Below are 15351 nucleotides of genomic sequence, written 5' to 3' on the forward strand. Positions count from 1 at the left end.
ATCCCCCCCCCCCCCCCCCCCCCCCCCCCCCCCCCCCCCCCCCCCCCCCCCCCCCCCCCCCCCCGCTCCTCCCCCCCCCCCCCCCCCCCCCCCCCCCCCCCCCCCCTCCGTCACGTCCACGGGCCCCTACAGGGCCTGCGCCGCCGGCTTCACCATGCCGCGCACCGTGCGGGACTTCACGAAGTCGCCGATCGCGGTCATCTCCCACTCGCCGGAGAACTGCTTGATGAGCTTCGCCATCATGACGCCCGTCTGCGCCTCGGCGTTGGTCAGGTCGAAGCGGACCAGCTCCTCGCCGGAGGCCGCGTCGATCAGGCGGCAGTAGGCCTTCGCGACCTCCGTGAACTTCTGGCCGGAGAACGAGTTCACCGTGAAGACCAGGCCCGTGACGTCCTGCGGGAGCCGGCCGAGATCGACGACGATCACCTCGTCGTCACCGCCGCCCTCACCCGTGAGGTTGTCGCCGGAGTGCTTGATCGCGCCGTTCACGATCGACAGCTTGCCGAAGTAGCAACTGTCGACGTGGTTGCGCTGCGGCCCGTACGCGATGACGGAGGCGTCCAGGTCGATGTCCTTGCCGCGGAACGCGGGCTCCCAGCCGAGGCCCATCTTGACCTGCGAGAGCAGCGGACGGCCGCCCTTGACCAGGGACACCGTCTGGTTCTTCTGGAGGCTGACGCGGCCCTTGTCCAGGTTGATCTTCCCGGCGCCGGGCGCGGGCGCGGCGGGGGCCGGCGGGGCGGCCGGGGCGGGAGCCGCGAGGCGCGGGTCGGCGACCGGCGGGGGCGGGCCCGGCACGGGCGGACCGGCGGGCGGCGCCATCGGGGCGGCGGCGGGCGGGGCGGGCGCCGGGGCGGGCTCCTCCACGGAGACGCCGAAGTCCGTCGCGATGCCCGCGAGGCCGTTCGCGTACCCCTGGCCGACCGCGCGGGCCTTCCACGCGCCGTTGCGCAGATAGATCTCGACGATCACGAGGGCCGTCTCGGAGCCGAGCTGCGGCGGGGTGAAGGTGGCGAGGACCGAGCCGTCGTCGGCGTTGCGGATGGTGGCGGTGGGCTCGATGCCCTGGAAGGTCTGGCCCGCCGCGTCCGGGCTCGCGGTGACGACGATCTTCTCGATGCCGGCCGGCACGGCGGCCGTGTCGACGGTGACCTTGTCGGGCGTCGTACCACCGCCCGACTGGTAGGTCACGCCCGGTCCCGAGGGCTGGTTGAAGAAGATGAAGTCGTCGTCGGAGCGCACCTTGCCGTCGGCGGTGAGCAGCAGGCCCGATACGTCGAGCCGCACCGGAGCGGCGACGTCCACCGCCACGCGGGCGGCGGTCAGCGGGATGTTCGAGCCAGGGGTCATAGCTGTCATGCCTGGGGTAACGAACGATCCCGCTTTACCGTTCCCTTACCCGCACAAGGTTTTTCCCGGCCGTCCCGAGGGACCAGGACCGGTCACCGGACATCAGGACCGATCACGGTACGACCACGATCTTCCGCCCCACCCCGGCGGCGAACCGCTCCAGCGCCTTCGGGTACTCGTCCAGCGGCAGCCGGTCGCTGATGAACACGTCCGGGTCGAGCACCCCGCCCGCGAACAGCTCCGCCGCCCGCTCGTAGCTGTGCAGGACCGCCATCGAACCGGTGATGGTGATCTCCTGGTTGTAGATGCGGTACGGGTCGATGCTCACGCGCGTGGCGTAGTCGGCGACGCCGAACTGCAGGAACGTGCCCGCCTTCGCGACCCGTTCGAGGCCGTCCTGGATCGCGGCCGCGTTCCCGGTCGCGTCGACGACGACGTCCCAGCCCTGCGGACGGTCCAGTTCGTCCGGGTTCGCCGCCGAACCGGAGACCCCGAGCCGGCGCGCCGTGGCGAGCCGGTCCGCGTTCAGGTCCACCACGTCCACGCTGGCCGCCCCGGTGCGCTTGGCGAGCTCCAGCATCATCAGGCCCATCGTCCCCGAGCCGTAGATCAGCACGTGCGCGCCGAGCCGCGTGCGCAGCACGTCGTAGCCGCGCACCGCGCACGACAGCGGCTCGATCAGGGCGGCGTCCTGGGTGCGTACGTGGTCGGGGAGGCGTACGCAGTTGGCGGCCGGCGCCACCGCGTACTGGGCGGCGCCGCCCGCGGTGGTCACGCCGATCGCGGCCCACCGCTCGCAGAGGTTGCCCCGCCCGTCCCGGCAGTAGCGGCACTCGTGGCAGTGCAGGGAGGGGTCCACGGCCACCCGGTCGCCGAGGGCCAGCTCCCGCACCTCGCGGCCGAGCGCGACGACCTCGCCGGCGAACTCGTGGCCGGGAACGACCGGCAGGGTGGGCGCGAACTCGCCCTGGAGGATGTGCAGATCGGTCCCGCACAGCCCGCACGCGGCGACCTCGACGACGACCTCGCGGGGACCCGGCTCGGGGTCGGGCAGCTCCCCGACGACGGCTTTGCCGACGGACTCGATGATGGCGGCCTTCACTTGACGGCTCCCAACGACAGGCCCTGGACCAGCTTGTCCTGGGCGGCGAACCCCGCGGCGAGCACCGGCAGGGAGATCACGAGCGACGCGGCGCACACCTTCGCCAGGAACAGGCCCTGGCTGGTGATGAAGCCGGTCAGGAAGACGGGCGCGGTCTGGGCGACGACGCCCGTGAGCACCCGCGCGAAGAGCAGTTCGTTCCAGCTGAAGATGAAGCAGATCAGCGAGGTCGCGGCGATCCCGGGCAGCGCGATGGGCGCCACCACGCGCGTGAGGATGGTCGGCAGCCGCGCCCCGTCGATCTGCGCGGCCTCGATGACGGGCCGCGGCACCTCGGCGAGGAACGACTGCATCATCCACACCGCGATCGGCAGGTTCATCGAGGTGTAGAGCAGGACGAGCAGCCAGATGTTGTCCAGCAGGCCGGTGTTCTTCGCGAACAGATAGATCGGCAGAAGGCCTGCCACGACCGGCAGCATCTTCGTGGAGAGGAAGAAGAAGAGCACGTCCGTCCACTTCTTCACCGGCTTGATGGACAGCGCGTACGCGGCCGGGAGCGCGAGGACCAGCACGAACAGCGTCGAGACGACGGACGCCACCGCCGAGTTGACGAGCGAGGGCCAGGGACTCGCGCCGCCGCCCGCCCCGAAGAAGTCGCGGTAGCCGTCCAGGGTGAGGGACGCGGCGAGCGAGGGCGGGTTGGTCGCGGCGTCCTCCTCGGAGTGCAGGGACGTCAGCGCCATCCAGGCGATGGGCAGGAAGAAGAGGATCCCGGCGAGCCAGGCGACCAGGCCGAGCGCGGACCCGCGCGCGCGGGGACGGCCCGTCACAGGAGGGCTCTTCAGGGGAGGGTTCTGCACGGGTACGGCCATCAGCGGGACGCCTCCTCACGGAACAGGGACGAGACGACCCGCAGCGCGAAGGTCGCGATGACGAGCGAGCCGATGACGACGAGGACGCCCGCCGCGGAGGCCAGGCCGTTCTCGTGGGCCTGGTAGAAGCTCTGGTAGACGGTGTAGGGCAGGTTGGCGGTGCCGAGGCCGCCCGAGGTGAGGGTGAAGACGGCGTCGAAGTTCTGCACGATGTAGATCGAGCCGAGCAGCGCCCCCAGTTCGAGGTAGCGGCGCAGATGCGGCAGGGTCAGATGGCGGAAGACCTGCCAGTTGCTCGCGCCGTCCATGCGGGCCGCCTCGATCAGTTCGGGGTCGCGGCTCTGCAGCCCGGCGAGCAGGATCAGCATCATGAAGGGCGTCCACTGCCACACCAGGGAGGCCTCGACGGCGAGCAGCGGGGTGTGGGAGATCCAGTCCGGCTGGGCCGCGGAGTCGCCGCCCACCCAGTGCAGCAGCCCGTTGAAGAGCCCGTACTCGGGGTTGTAGAGCACGTGCTTCCACAGCAGCGCCGCGGCCACCGGGACCAGCAGGAAGGGCGCGATGAGCAGGGTGCGCACCAGGCCCCGGCCGCGGAACCTCCGGTTCAGGAGCAGGGCGAGACCGAGCCCCGCGACCAGGCTGGCGAGCACCACGGTGGCCGTCAGGATGATCGTGGTCAGCACGGACTTGCGCAGGTCGGGGTCGGTGAGGACCTCGGTGTAGTTGGCGAACCCGGTGAAGCTGCGGGCGTCCGGATAGAGGGCGTTCCAGTCGAAGAAGGAGATCACCAGGGTGGCCACGAACGGCAGTTGGGTCACGGCGATCATGAAGATGAGGGCGGGGAGCAGCGGTGCCCTGGTGGCCCAGGCGCGCAGCCGCCGCGGTGGCCCCGGCGTCTTGGCGGTCTTCGCGTCGGGCACGCGCGCGTGCCCGACCGTGGTGGTGCTCGCGGTGGCGCTCATCGTCCCTCGTACTCCTCGGAGATCTTCTCGGCGAGCTCCTGCGACTTCTTCAGGGCCGAGCCGACGGACTGCCGTCCGGCGATGGCCGCGCTGATCTCCTGGGAGACCTTGGTGCCGAGGTCGGTGAACTCGGGGATGCCGACGAACTGGATGCCGGGCGCGGGCCGGGGCTGTACGCCCGGGTCGCGGGGCCGCGCCCCTTCGATGGCGGCGCGGGTGACGTCCTGGAAGGCGGCGGCCTCCTTGCGGTACGCGGGGTTCGCGTAGGTCGAGGCGCGTTTGCCGGCGGGGACGTTGGACCAGCCGGTCTTCTCGCCGACCAGCCTCTCGTACTCCTTGCCCGACGCCCAGGAGATGAACTTCCAGGCCTTGTCCGGGTTGTGCGAGGCCTTCTGCATGCCCCAGGCCCAGGTGTACAGCCAGCCGGAGCTCTTCGTCCGCGCCACGGGGGCGGCGACGTAACCGATCTTGCCCTTGACCGGGGACTTGGCGGACTCCAGCGAGCCCGCGGCGGCCGTCGCGTCGTACCACATGGCCGTCTTGCCCTGGGTGAGGTTGTTGAGGCACTCGGCGTAGCCGGACTGCGCGGCGCCGGACTCGCCGTGCTCGCGGACCAGGTCCACGTAGAAGCGGGTCGCCTTCGCGAACTCGGGGGAGTCCAGGCGGGCCTTCCAGTCCTTGTCGAACCAGGTGCCCCCGAAGGTGTTCACGACGGTCGTCAGCGGCGCCATCACCTCGCCCCAGCCGGGCAGGCCGCGCAGACAGATGCCCTTCATGCCCGGCTCCTTGCCGTCCACGCGGGCGGCGAGGTCCGCCACCTGCTGCCAGGTGGGGTGCTTCGGCATGGTCAGGCCGGCCTTCTCGAAGACGTCCTTGCGGTACATCAGGAAGGACGACTCCCCGTAGAAGGGCTGTCCGTAGAGCTTCCCGTCGCTGCCGGTGAGTGACTGGCGCATGGGCGCCAGGACGTCCTTCTCGTCGTACGCGCGGTCCTTGCGGGCGTACGGACCGAGCTCGTGCAGCCAGCCGTTGCGTGCGTAGATCGGTATCTCGTAGTTGCTGAGCGTCGCGATGTCGTACTGGCCCGCCTGGTTGGCGAAGTCCTGGCTGATCTTGTCGCGGACGTCGTTCTCCGGCAGGACGGTGAAGTTCACCTTGATGCCCGTCTCCTTGGTGAAGTGGGCGGCGGTGAGCTTCTGCAACTCGACCATCTGCGGGTTGTTCACCATGAGGACGTTGAGGGAGTCGCCGCCCGAACCGGCGCCGCCGGCACCGGTCCAGCAGCCGGCGAGCAGCGGGGTGAGCAGCGCCCCTGCGGCGGCCGCGACGAGCGCGCGCGGCCTCCGTCGGCTCGGGGTTCGCATGAATCGCTCCTGTACATAGAGGGGTGAAGCGGGGCGAAGGGGGTGCCTCAGGGCGTGCGGGAGCCCGGGAGGACCGCAGGAGGGGACGGAGACGTCGGGGAGGTGACGGGAGGTGCGGGGCGTCAGGTGCGGATGACCTGGGGCCCCAGGAGCGAGTAGCGGTGCGCCTCGGACGCGGGCAGGCGGCTGCTCGTGACGATCGCGTCCAGGTCGCCGATCCCGGCGAACCGGCAGAAGCTCGTCGCCCCGAACTTGGTGTGCACGCCGAGGAACACCGTCCGCCGCGACGCCCTGATCGCCTGCGCCTTCACCTCGCTGACCGCGGGGTCGGGGGTGGTCAGGCCGTATTCGCGGGAGATGCCGTTGGCGCCGATGTACGCCAGGTCGATGACGAACCCGGCCAGCATGCGGGTCGTCCAGTGGTCGACGGTGGCGAGCGTGCCGGGCCGCACCCGGCCGCCGAGCAGCAGCACGGTGACGTTCTCCGCCTCGGCGAGGGTGCCGGCGGTGGCCAGTGAGGCGGTGACCACGGTCAGCGGGCGGCCCGCCGCGGCAGCCGGCAGGGCCTCGGCGATCAGCTGCGGGGTGAACCCCTCGTCGACGAAGACGGTCTCGGCGTCGCCGAGCAGATCCGCGGCCGCGGCCGCGATGCGCCGCTTCTCGGGGACGTGCATGGTGGTGCGGAAGGCGAGGGTGGTCTCGAAGCCCGCGCTCTCCACGGGGTAGGCGCCGCCGTGGGTGCGGCGGACCAGACCGTGGTCCTCCAGGGCCCGCAGATCGCGGCGGACGGTCTCCTTCGCGACCCCGAGCTCCCCGGCGAGCGCCGTCACGTCGACGGAGCCGGAGTGGCGGGCCGCGTTGACGATCCGCCGCTGACGTTCTTCCGCGGTCATCGGCGCCACCCTCTTCCCTTGGTGTTGCGGTGCCCGTTCGGGCCCTGTGGGGAAGTTCTACAGCGTGCGGCGCGGGGAGGACCAGGCTCGTCGCGGGCACGATGCTGCCCGTTTGTGCCCGCTTGGTGGGGCGACGGCCTGTGCGGCGGGCCGCGGGCGTGCCCGTTTCAGAGGCGCGGGCCGCCCGTTCGGCGCCCGTATGGGTTCAGTAGGGCCAGACCGGCGGGTTCGTGCAGAAGTGGCCGCCCAGGTGCGCGTGGTCCGCGTTGGCCGGGTCCAGTTCGCCCTGCTCGGCGACGAGCTTCGCCGCGAAGCGCTCGGAGTCGTCCCGCGGGGCGTAGCCGAGCGCCCGCGCGGAGGAAAGGTCCCACCACAGGCGGGTGTTGGCGGACGAGCCGTAGACGACCGTGTGCCCCACGTCCGGGGCGGTGAGCGCCGCGTGGAAGAGCCGCGCCCCGTCCTCGGGGCTCATCCAGACCGACAGCATCCGTACGTTCGAGGGTTCGGCGAAGCACGATCCGATGCGCACCGAGACGGTCTCGATGCCGTGCTTGTCCCAGTAGAACTGCGCGAGGTCCTCGCCGAAGGACTTCGAGAGGCCGTAGAAGGTGTCGGGGCGGCGCGGGGTGTCGACCGGGATCAGCGGGTCGTCGCCCCGCGGGCGCGGGGTGAAGCCCACCGCGTGGTTGGAGGAGGCGAAGACGACCCGCCGCACGCCCTCCTCGAGGGCCGCCTCGTAGAGGTTGTACGTGCCCTCGATGTTGGCCATGAGGATCTTGTCGAAGGTGGACTCCAGGGAGATGCCCGCCAGATGCAGGATGGCGTCGACCCCGCGCACGGCCTCGCGCAGCGCCGCCCGGTCGGCGAGGTCGGCCGTGATCGCCGCGGGCTCGTCCGGCACGGGGCGCACGTCGAACAGGCGCAGCTCGTGGCCGTGCGCCGGCAGGAGCCCGCGCATCAGGGTGCCGAGGCCACCGGCGGCGCCGGTGAGCAGGACGGTGCGGGGAGCGGGCATGAGGGGTCTCCTCGGGCGGGCGGACTGGGCGGCCGGGTGCGGGGTGGCGTACGCATGCACGTACTCCGTTCATATCCATGGACAAGTTAGAGATCTCCGCCGCCGCGCGTCAAGGGTGCGCGTAGGGGGTGCGGAAGGGGTGAATCCGTTCGCCGGTGGGGAGTTCATCCGCTTGACCCCGCACGCGAGGGCGCCTTAGCGTGGTCGCGTTCAGAGATATGGACGCGAATCATAACCATGCACGCCTAGGGAGAGCCCGTGACCTCAGCCCCCCTCGCTTCCCGACTCCGGCTCCCCAGTGGGCCGTTGTTCTTCCCGGTCACCGCGTACGGGCCGGACGGCGCTCTCGACCTGGACACCTTCCGCGCCCACGTGCGCGCCGGCATCGACGCGGGGGCGGCGGCCGTCTTCGCCTGCTGCGGCACGGGCGAGTTCCACGCGCTGACGCCCGAGGAGTTCCAGGAGTGCGTCGCCGCGGCCGTCGCGGAGACGGCGGGCCGGGTGCCGGTGGTCGCGGGCGCCGGGTACGGCACCGCGCTCGCCGTACGGTACGCGCGCCTGGCCGAGGAGGCCGGCGCCGACGGTCTTCTCGCCATGCCGCCCTACCTCGTCGTCGCCGAACAGGAGGGGCTGATCCGGCACTACACCGAACTGGCCGCCGCCACCTCCCTGGACGTCATCGTCTACCAGCGCGACAACGCCGTCCTCACCCCGGAGACCGTCGTCGAACTCGCCCGCGCGGACGGCATCATCGGCTTCAAGGACGGCCTCGGCGACATGGACCTGATACAGCGCACGGTGAGCGCCGTGCGCACCGAAGTGCCGGGCGACTTCCTGTACTTCAACGGCCTGCCGACCGCCGAACTGACCGGCCTGGCCTACCGCGGCATCGGCGTGACCCTCTACTCCTCGGCCGTCTTCTGCTTCGCGCCCGACATCGCGCTCGCCTTCCACCGCGCGCTCAACGCCGGTACGCCGCAGGGCGACGCCACCGTGAACCGCCTCGTCGACGGCTTCTACCGGCCCTTCGTCGAACTGCGCGCCCTCGGCCGCGGCTACGCGGTCTCCCTGGTCAAGGCGGGGGTGCGGCTCGGCGGCCTGGACGTCGGCCCCGTACGCCCACCGCTGCACGAACCCGCCGGAGAACACGTCAAGCGGCTCGCGGAACTCGTCGAGCGGGGGCGGGAGTTGCTGCGGACCGGGCTGCCGGACGGCCTCGGGGAGGGCGCGTGAAGGCCGCCGCGTTCCTCTACCCCTGGGACGTCGTCGGCGACCCCGACGCCCCGGCCCGCCTCGCCGGCCTCGGCATCCGCCAGGTCACCCTCGCCTCCGCCTACCACTCCACGCGCGCGCTGACCCCGCGCCATCCGCGCCACCGCGTCGTCACCGCCGCGCACGCCGCCGTCCTCTATCCGCCCGGCGACCGCTGGCGGGGGCGCGAGCCACGGCCGTACGCCGCCGGGGAGTGGGCGCCGGGCGACGCCTACGGAGAGGCGGCGCGGGCGCTCGCCGACGCCGGGATCGAGGTGCACAGCTGGGTCGTCCTCGCCCACAACTCCCGTATGGGCGAGGTGTATCCGCAGACCTCCGTGGTGAACGCCTACGGCGACCGCTACCCCTGGGCCCCCTGCATCGCCGGGCCCGCCACGCGCGCGTACCTCGTCGACCTCGCCGCGGAGGCCGCCGTGCGCCCCGGCACGCGCGGCACCGAACTGGAGTCCTGCGGCTGGTACGGGCTCGCGCACCTGCACGCCCACGACAAGATCGGCGGTGTCTCTCTCGGCGAGGCCGGGCAGTACCTGATGTCACTCTGCTTCTGCGCCGCCTGCCGGCAGGGGTACGCGGCGCAGGGCCTCGACCCCGACGAGCTGGCCGTCGCCGTGCGCGGCGCCCTGAAGCCGCTGTGGCGCGGGGCGGGCGAGAGCGCGGCCGAGGGCGAAGGGTGGGTAGCCGTCGAGGAGTTGCTGGGGTCGGAGCGGGCGGCGGCCACGCGCGCGTGGCGCGAGGAGAGCGCCCGTACCCTTCAGGAGGCCGCCGTCGCCGCCGTCCGCGCGGCCGCCGCCGGGAGCGGTGCGGGGGCGACCGCCGAGGGTCGGCCCTTCCAAGTGCTGCTCCACGCCGACCCGGTGTCGTACCACTGCGGCGCCAACGCGGGCGTCGACCCGGCGCACATCCTTACCGTGGCCGACGGGGTGGTCGTGCCCTGCACGGGCGATCCGCGGCTGCTGACGCCGTTCGCCGGGCAGGGCGGGGACGGGGCGGTCCTGGCCGCCAACCTCACGGTGGTGAGCGGCATGGGCGGCAGCCCCGGCACGCTCGCGGCCGACGCGGCGCGCGCCGCGCGGCTCGGCGCCACCGAACTGCGGCTCTATCACGCGGGGTTGGCGTCGGACGACGATCTCGCCCTGGTCAAGGAAGCCCTGTTCAAGGACGCCCTGTCGCGCACGGAGTGAACGCCGATACGATCCGCGTGACCACAAGGATCACTCCTGCAACGAAGGACCACTCCCCGCACCAGGGGACAGAGGGGGGACAGGGTGCGCAACAAGGGAATACCCGCGCTGGTCTGCGCCGGACTCATGGCGGGCGCGGCGGCACTCGGCGGCGCGGCACCGGCCGCCGCGCAGCCCGCCCCGGCCCGGCAGGGCGGCCCCGCCGCTCCGGACATCCGTGAACGGCTGGAGCGCATACCCGGCATGACGGTGGTCTCCGTCGCCGACAAGGAGGGCCACCCCTTCTACACGCTCACCTACCGGCAGCCCGTCGACCACCGCAGGCCGCACGGCGCCACCTTCACGCAGCGCGCCACGCTCTGGCACAAGGCCACGGACAAGCCGACCGTCCTCTACACCGGCGGGTACACCCTGGCCGGCGGCACCGCCTCGCTCACCAAGCTGATCGACGCCAACCAAGTGAGCGTCGAGCACCGCTACTTCGCCGAGTCCCGGCCCTCGGGCGCGGCGGGCGACGACTGGTCCAAGATGACGGTCCAGCAGGAGGCCGCCGACGAGCACCGCCTCACCCGCGCCCTGCGCGCCGTCGAGCGGGGCAAGTGGCTCGGCACCGGCGCCAGCAAGGGCGGCATGACGGCGACGTACCACGAGCGGTTCCACCCCGGCGACCTCGACGCCGTCGTCGCGTTCGTCGCGCCCGACGACGCGGACAACCGGGACGACAGCGGCTACGAGCGCTTCTTCAGAACGGTCGGCACCAAGGAGTGCCGGGACGGGCTGAACGCCGTGCAGCGCGAGATGCTCGTACGGCGCGACACCCTGCTCCCCGCCTTCGAGGCGGAGGCGAAGGCCGCGGGCCACACCTTCGACGCGACCCTCGGTACCACCGACCGCGCCTACGAGTTCGCCGTCCTCGACCAGGTGTGGAACTTCTGGCAGAGCGGCACCGCGGCCGACTGCGCCACGGTCCCCGACGCGAAGAAGGCGACGGACGACGAGCTGTACTCCTGGTCGAAGAAGCACGGCTTCAGCGTCTACCACGACCAGGAACTCGGCACCAACGGCACGGGCCCCTACTACCGGCAGGCGGCCACCCAACTCGGCTGGGCCGACCTGAAGTTCAAGCACCTCGCCGACCTCCGCCACCACCCGGACATCTACCAGCCCAACTCGGTGCTGCCCGCCGCCATGCGCGGCTCTTACGAGAACCGGACGGTCGCCGACGTCGACCGCTGGGTGAGGACGCGCGGCACGCGGATGATGTTCGTCTACGGTGAGAACGACCCGTGGAGCGCGGAGAAGTTCACCCCGAGCCGCCACGACTCGTACCGCTACGTGGTCCCGGGCGCCAACCACGGCGCCTCGATCGCGAAGCTCCCGCAGGCGGACCAGGCCAAGGCGGTCGCCACCATCAAGCGCTGGGCAGGCGTGCAGTAGCCCGGGTGCGGGGCCTCAGCAGGGGCACGGCGGTCAGCAGCCGTGCCCCCGCGAGGAGCGGGAGGAGCAGCCGGTAGTCGACGTTCTCCACCAGGACGGCGCCCGCCGCGATGCCGACCGCGGTCGGCGCGAACATCACGGTGTTGGCGGTCGCCGCCACCCGGCTGACGAGTGCGTCCGGCGTCTCCCGCTGCACCGCCGTCAGCCCCGCGATGAGGACACACGGCAGCCCCACGCCGTTCAGGAAGCTGCCGAGGAGGACCAGGGCGTCGTACGGCAGCGTGTTCAGGACCAGGGCCACGGCCGTCAGCGCGATGCCCGCGCCACCGAAGCGGCGCGCCCCCAGGCGCCGCATCAGGGCGCCCGACGCGACGCCCACCGCCACGGATCCGGCGCCCTGCGCGACGTACAGCACCCCCGTGTACGAGGGGGCGCGGCCCAGCCCCTCCACGATCGCGAAGACCGTCGCGCCGCTCATCCCCGAGCCCAGCATCGTCAGGCCCCCCGCCAGGACCAGCCGCCGCAGCCGCTCGTGCCCCCACAGGTGCCGCGCGCCCTGTGCGGTCCGCGCCCGCAGCGGCGTGCGGTCCGGCGCCGGTACGCTCTCGCGGATCCGCAGCAGCCCGTACATCCCCGCGGCGAGCACGAACGTCACCGCGTCCAGGAGGGCCACCCGGGCGCCGCCGTACGCGGCGAACAGGCCCGCGCCCGCGAGCGGCGCCACCAGCTTCATGCCCTCGTTCGCGGACATCCGCAGGCCGTTGAAGTCGCCGAGCACGCGCTTGTCGACGGCGACCGCGACCAGGGCGGCCTCCGCCGCGTCCGTGACCACCCCGCACGCTCCGTACACCACCAGGACGGCGAAGAGGATCCACAGCCGTCCCGCGGCGTCGACGGTGAACAGGGACAGCAGCAGCGCGCCGAGCGCGAGGTTCGCGGCGACGAGGAGCGGCCTGCGCCGGGTGCGGTCGGCGAGGGTGCCGAGCAGCGGGCCGACGAGGGTGGGCGCCCACAGGGCGAACTGGCAGAGCGCGGCGAGCCCGTCGGAGCCGGTCAGCTCCTTCACCCAGATCCCGGAGGCCAGCCACAGCGCGGAGGACCCGAACCCCGAGACCACCGTCGCCCCCAGGTACAGCCCGGCGTTGCGGTCCCGCAGGACGCGCCCGATGGTTGATGTCATGCCTGGTGATGCTGGTTCCTAAGGCCCTGGCGGCGATATCGGGCGTCTTCCCCAAGGTGCGGCGATGAGTTCACGGCGTGCGGCCGGTCTACAGGGGAGGGATACCGACACGGCCCCCTTATGGCTCGTACGACCCAGGAGCTTTCGATGACCGACACCGGCAGGGACACCGACACCGACGCCACCACCGGCGGGGACGGGGGCGGCGGCTCGGGCCGTGTCCCCTTCGACCTCCGCCCGCAGGCCCGCCTCGTGGCGCGGGTGGCCGGACACATCACCGACGAGCAGCTCTCTGCGCCCACGCCCTGCCCCGACTACGCGGTCCGGCACCTCCTCGGCCATGTGCTCGGCCTCGCCGGGGCCTTCCGGCAGGCCGCGGGCAAGGAGTTCGGGCCGACCCTCGACCAGACGCCCGGCAGCGTGCTGCCCGACGTCGGGCCCGGCTGGCGCGCCGAACTGCCCGCGGCGCTGGACGCGATGGCCGAGGCGTGGCGCGACCCGGCGGCGTGGCAGGGCATGACCCGCGCGGGCGGCATCGACCTGCCCGGCGAGGTCGCGGGCCTGGTCGCGCTCGACGAACTGGTGGTGCACGGCTGGGACCTGGCGCGGGCGACGGGCCAGGAGTACGCGCCGGACGAGGCGAGCCTGGAGGGCGCGCGGGCGCTGCTGGCCCCCGCGGCGCAGCCGGACCCGACGGGCGACGGCCCGTCCGACGGCGGCCTCTTCGGTACGCCGGTGAAGGTGCCGGACGACGCGCCCCTGCTCGACCGGGTGATCGGCCTGAGCGGCCGCGCCCCGGACTGGCGGCCGCGGGGCTGAGGTCTGACCCCACGGCCCGGCACAACCGGGCAACTCCGCTCACTCCTCCGCAGAAGCGGCACCGCCCAGGTATGGATCAGGTAAAGGGTCTCCCCGCGCACTCCCCGCCTCCGGGTCGATGCGCGTAGACAGTCATTGACCTGCCCGAATCCTGATGCGGAGACGCAACACATGCGCAAGTCCCTACGCGTGGCCGGCCTGGCCACCGCCTGCACCGTCGCCGGCGCCGCCCTCTACGCCACCGGTGCCGCGAGCGCGGACCAGGCCGAGGCCCGCCCCACCAAGGAGCCGCACAACATCGGCCTCCTCGTCGGCGAGATCGACGCCTACTACGGTGCCACCAAGGGCGCCGACGGCGTGTGGAAGTCCTCGCCGCACAGCCCGTACGCCAAGGACCTGGCCCGCATCCAGGCCAAGGCGAAGAAGGACATCAAGAAGGCGGCCGCGCACCACCCCCGGCACGGCAAGAAGCCGGCGATCGTCCTCGACGTCGACGACACCGCGCTGCTCAGCTTCGACTACGAGAAGTCGACCAACTACACGTACAACAACGACAGTTGGAACGCCTACGTCAACGAGGCCAAGCGCCCCGCGGTCTTCGGCATGCCCGACCTCGTCAAGTACGCCAAGCGCAAGGGCGTCGAGGTCTTCTTCCTCACCGGCCTCGCCGAGCCGCTGCGCCAGGGCGCCGTCACCAACCTCGCCCGCGCCGGCTACGCCACCAAGCTCGACCGCACGCACGTCTTCACCAAGGACAAGGCGAACCCGCCCGCCTACCTGAAGAACTGCGCGACGCCCACGGCGTGGAACTGCACCACCGTCCAGTTCAAGGAGGGCACCCGCAAGTACATCGAGTCGACCGGGTACGACATCGTCGGCAGCTTCGGCGACCAGACCTCCGACCTCGCGGGCGGCTACGCCGACAAGACGTACAAGCTCCCGAACCCCACGTACTACGTGGGCTGACCCGGGCCGACGCGGAGCGATCGACTCTGCGGCGCGAGATAGGTTGCATTCCTGACTAGGTCGTCTTACGGTCTAGGTAGCTCAGACGCTCAGGGGTCGCACGGCGACGCGTCGACGGCGGGACCCCGCCGTCCCACGACGTGCCGCGCGGCCCCCTCGGGAAGGGGGATCCCATGACCATCTCGCCGGACTTCTCGGTGGCATCGACCGCCGTCACCTCCGTGCTCGCCGCCTATCTGCTGCTCGGCGAGCCATGGGCCGGCCGCCGGATGTACGGCTCGCTGGCCCGCCGCAGGGACACCGAACCCCGCGCGCTCGTCCGCTACTTCGGCCTCGTCCTCACCCTCTGGTGGGCGCTGGCCGCGCTCGCCGTGACGGCCCTGCTGCTCTCGCCCGGCACGGACGCCGCCGATCTCGGCCTCACCGCGCCCGACCGGCCCGTCTACGCCACCGTGGGGATCCTCGTCGCCACCGCGATCGCCGTGGCCTCCGGACGGAACTTCCGCGCCCTCGCCCGGCGCGGCCGCAACGTGCCGGGGCTCGCCGCCATCGAGGCGATGCTGCCGCGCACCGCCGAGGAGCGCCGGCTCGCGATCGCCGTCGCCGTGACCGACGGACTCTGCGCCGAACTGCTCTACCGCGGCCTCCTCATCGCCTTCGGCGTCGGCGTGCTCGGCCTCGGGCCCTCCGCGGCGGCGGTCCTCTCGGTCCTCGTGTACGCCGTCGCCGGGCTCTACCAGGGCCGCCAAGGCGTCCTCGCCTTCGCCCTGTTCGGCGCGGTCTTCGCCGGCCTCTACCTCGCCACCGGCAGCCTGCTGCTCCCCGTCGCCGCGCACATCGCCCTCTCCGTACGCGATCTGACGCTGCCCGCGCCCGAGAAGCCGGCCGCCACGCCCGACGGGCCGCGCGCCGCCCCCGCCGTCTGAAAGGCAGACCGA

At 72.4% G+C, this 15351-nt stretch carries 14 protein-coding genes; 6 read left to right on the top strand and 8 right to left on the bottom strand.

Annotated elements, in window-relative coordinates:
• Nucleotides 1-126: 126 nt before the first annotated feature.
• The 7 genes from ACZ6CV_RS04430 to ACZ6CV_RS04460 form a co-directional block, all read right to left on the bottom strand.
• Complete coding sequence (locus ACZ6CV_RS04430; protein WP_469249623.1) at nucleotides 127-1350, bottom strand: TerD family protein; 1224 nt, start codon at nucleotides 1348-1350, stop codon at nucleotides 127-129.
• Between the two features lie 112 nt (nucleotides 1351-1462).
• Nucleotides 1463-2452, bottom strand: a complete 990-nt coding sequence (locus ACZ6CV_RS04435; protein WP_469249505.1) for a zinc-dependent alcohol dehydrogenase family protein — start codon at nucleotides 2450-2452, stop codon at nucleotides 1463-1465.
• Nucleotides 2449-3324, bottom strand: a complete 876-nt coding sequence (locus ACZ6CV_RS04440; protein WP_469249506.1) for a carbohydrate ABC transporter permease — start codon at nucleotides 3322-3324, stop codon at nucleotides 2449-2451. The genes ACZ6CV_RS04435 and ACZ6CV_RS04440 overlap by 4 nt, the downstream gene beginning before the upstream one ends.
• Nucleotides 3324-4286, bottom strand: coding sequence for a carbohydrate ABC transporter permease (locus ACZ6CV_RS04445; protein WP_469249507.1), 963 nt, complete (start codon nucleotides 4284-4286; stop codon nucleotides 3324-3326). Before ACZ6CV_RS04445 ends, ACZ6CV_RS04440 begins: the two co-directional genes overlap by 1 nt.
• Complete coding sequence (locus ACZ6CV_RS04450; protein WP_469249508.1) at nucleotides 4283-5650, bottom strand: ABC transporter substrate-binding protein; 1368 nt, start codon at nucleotides 5648-5650, stop codon at nucleotides 4283-4285. Before ACZ6CV_RS04450 ends, ACZ6CV_RS04445 begins: the two co-directional genes overlap by 4 nt.
• 122 nt (nucleotides 5651-5772) lie before the next feature.
• Entirely contained in the window at nucleotides 5773-6543 is a 771-nt protein-coding gene (locus ACZ6CV_RS04455; RefSeq protein WP_362376825.1) for a DeoR/GlpR family DNA-binding transcription regulator, read from the bottom strand.
• A gap of 205 nt (nucleotides 6544-6748) precedes the next feature.
• Nucleotides 6749-7558, bottom strand: a complete 810-nt coding sequence (locus tag ACZ6CV_RS04460; RefSeq protein ID WP_469249509.1) for an NAD-dependent epimerase/dehydratase family protein — start codon at nucleotides 7556-7558, stop codon at nucleotides 6749-6751.
• A 258-nt stretch (nucleotides 7559-7816) separates the two neighbouring features.
• Between ACZ6CV_RS04460 and ACZ6CV_RS04465 the strand changes: the two genes are divergently transcribed.
• The 3 genes from ACZ6CV_RS04465 (at nucleotide 7817) to ACZ6CV_RS04475 (ending at nucleotide 11448) form a co-directional block, all read left to right on the top strand.
• Nucleotides 7817-8791, top strand: a complete 975-nt coding sequence (locus tag ACZ6CV_RS04465) for a 5-dehydro-4-deoxyglucarate dehydratase (RefSeq protein ID WP_469249510.1) — start codon at nucleotides 7817-7819, stop codon at nucleotides 8789-8791.
• Complete coding sequence (locus ACZ6CV_RS04470) at nucleotides 8788-10011, top strand: hypothetical protein (RefSeq protein WP_469249511.1); 1224 nt, start codon at nucleotides 8788-8790, stop codon at nucleotides 10009-10011. Before ACZ6CV_RS04465 ends, ACZ6CV_RS04470 begins: the two co-directional genes overlap by 4 nt.
• 84 nt (nucleotides 10012-10095) lie before the next feature.
• Nucleotides 10096-11448: a S28 family serine protease gene (locus ACZ6CV_RS04475; RefSeq protein ID WP_469249512.1), complete on the top strand. Its 1353-nt coding sequence runs from the start codon at nucleotides 10096-10098 to the stop codon at nucleotides 11446-11448.
• Here the strand turns inward: ACZ6CV_RS04475 and ACZ6CV_RS04480 are convergent.
• On the bottom strand, nucleotides 11423-12628 hold the full coding sequence (locus tag ACZ6CV_RS04480; RefSeq protein ID WP_469249513.1) for an MFS transporter: 1206 nt from the start codon (nucleotides 12626-12628) through the stop codon (nucleotides 11423-11425). The two genes, ACZ6CV_RS04475 and ACZ6CV_RS04480, sit on opposite strands and share 26 nt — an antisense overlap.
• A 147-nt stretch (nucleotides 12629-12775) precedes the next feature.
• Here ACZ6CV_RS04480 and ACZ6CV_RS04485 point away from each other — a divergent pair, with 147 nt between their 5' ends.
• The 3 genes from ACZ6CV_RS04485 (at nucleotide 12776) to ACZ6CV_RS04495 (ending at nucleotide 15339) form a co-directional block, all read left to right on the top strand.
• Complete coding sequence (locus ACZ6CV_RS04485; RefSeq protein ID WP_469249514.1) at nucleotides 12776-13447, top strand: TIGR03086 family metal-binding protein; 672 nt, start codon at nucleotides 12776-12778, stop codon at nucleotides 13445-13447.
• Between the two features lie 171 nt (nucleotides 13448-13618).
• The gene (locus ACZ6CV_RS04490; RefSeq protein ID WP_469249515.1) at nucleotides 13619-14413 is read left to right on the top strand and encodes an HAD family acid phosphatase; all 795 of its coding nucleotides are present in this window, start codon (nucleotides 13619-13621) and stop codon (nucleotides 14411-14413) included.
• Between the two features lie 173 nt (nucleotides 14414-14586).
• Nucleotides 14587-15339, top strand: a complete 753-nt coding sequence (locus ACZ6CV_RS04495) for a CPBP family intramembrane glutamic endopeptidase (protein ID WP_469249516.1) — start codon at nucleotides 14587-14589, stop codon at nucleotides 15337-15339.
• The last annotated feature ends 12 nt before the right edge of the window (nucleotides 15340-15351 follow it).

Source organism: Streptomyces sp. NPDC041713, from assembly GCF_055591085.1.

Coding starts and splice junctions, on each gene's coding strand:
- ACZ6CV_RS04440 (WP_469249506.1), bottom strand. CDS start 3,324: ATGGCCGTACCCGTGCAGAACCCTCCCCTGAAGAGCCCTCCTGTGACG.
- ACZ6CV_RS04450 (WP_469249508.1), bottom strand. CDS start 5,650: ATGCGAACCCCGAGCCGACGGAGGCCGCGCGCGCTCGTCGCGGCCGCC.
- ACZ6CV_RS04495 (WP_469249516.1), top strand. CDS start 14,587: ATGACCATCTCGCCGGACTTCTCGGTGGCATCGACCGCCGTCACCTCC.
- ACZ6CV_RS04455 (WP_362376825.1), bottom strand. CDS start 6,543: ATGACCGCGGAAGAACGTCAGCGGCGGATCGTCAACGCGGCCCGCCAC.
- ACZ6CV_RS04430 (WP_469249623.1), bottom strand. CDS start 1,350: ATGACCCCTGGCTCGAACATCCCGCTGACCGCCGCCCGCGTGGCGGTG.
- ACZ6CV_RS04490 (WP_469249515.1), top strand. CDS start 13,619: ATGCGCAAGTCCCTACGCGTGGCCGGCCTGGCCACCGCCTGCACCGTC.
- ACZ6CV_RS04460 (WP_469249509.1), bottom strand. CDS start 7,558: ATGCCCGCTCCCCGCACCGTCCTGCTCACCGGCGCCGCCGGTGGCCTC.
- ACZ6CV_RS04445 (WP_469249507.1), bottom strand. CDS start 4,286: ATGAGCGCCACCGCGAGCACCACCACGGTCGGGCACGCGCGCGTGCCC.
- ACZ6CV_RS04485 (WP_469249514.1), top strand. CDS start 12,776: ATGACCGACACCGGCAGGGACACCGACACCGACGCCACCACCGGCGGG.
- ACZ6CV_RS04480 (WP_469249513.1), bottom strand. CDS start 12,628: ATGACATCAACCATCGGGCGCGTCCTGCGGGACCGCAACGCCGGGCTG.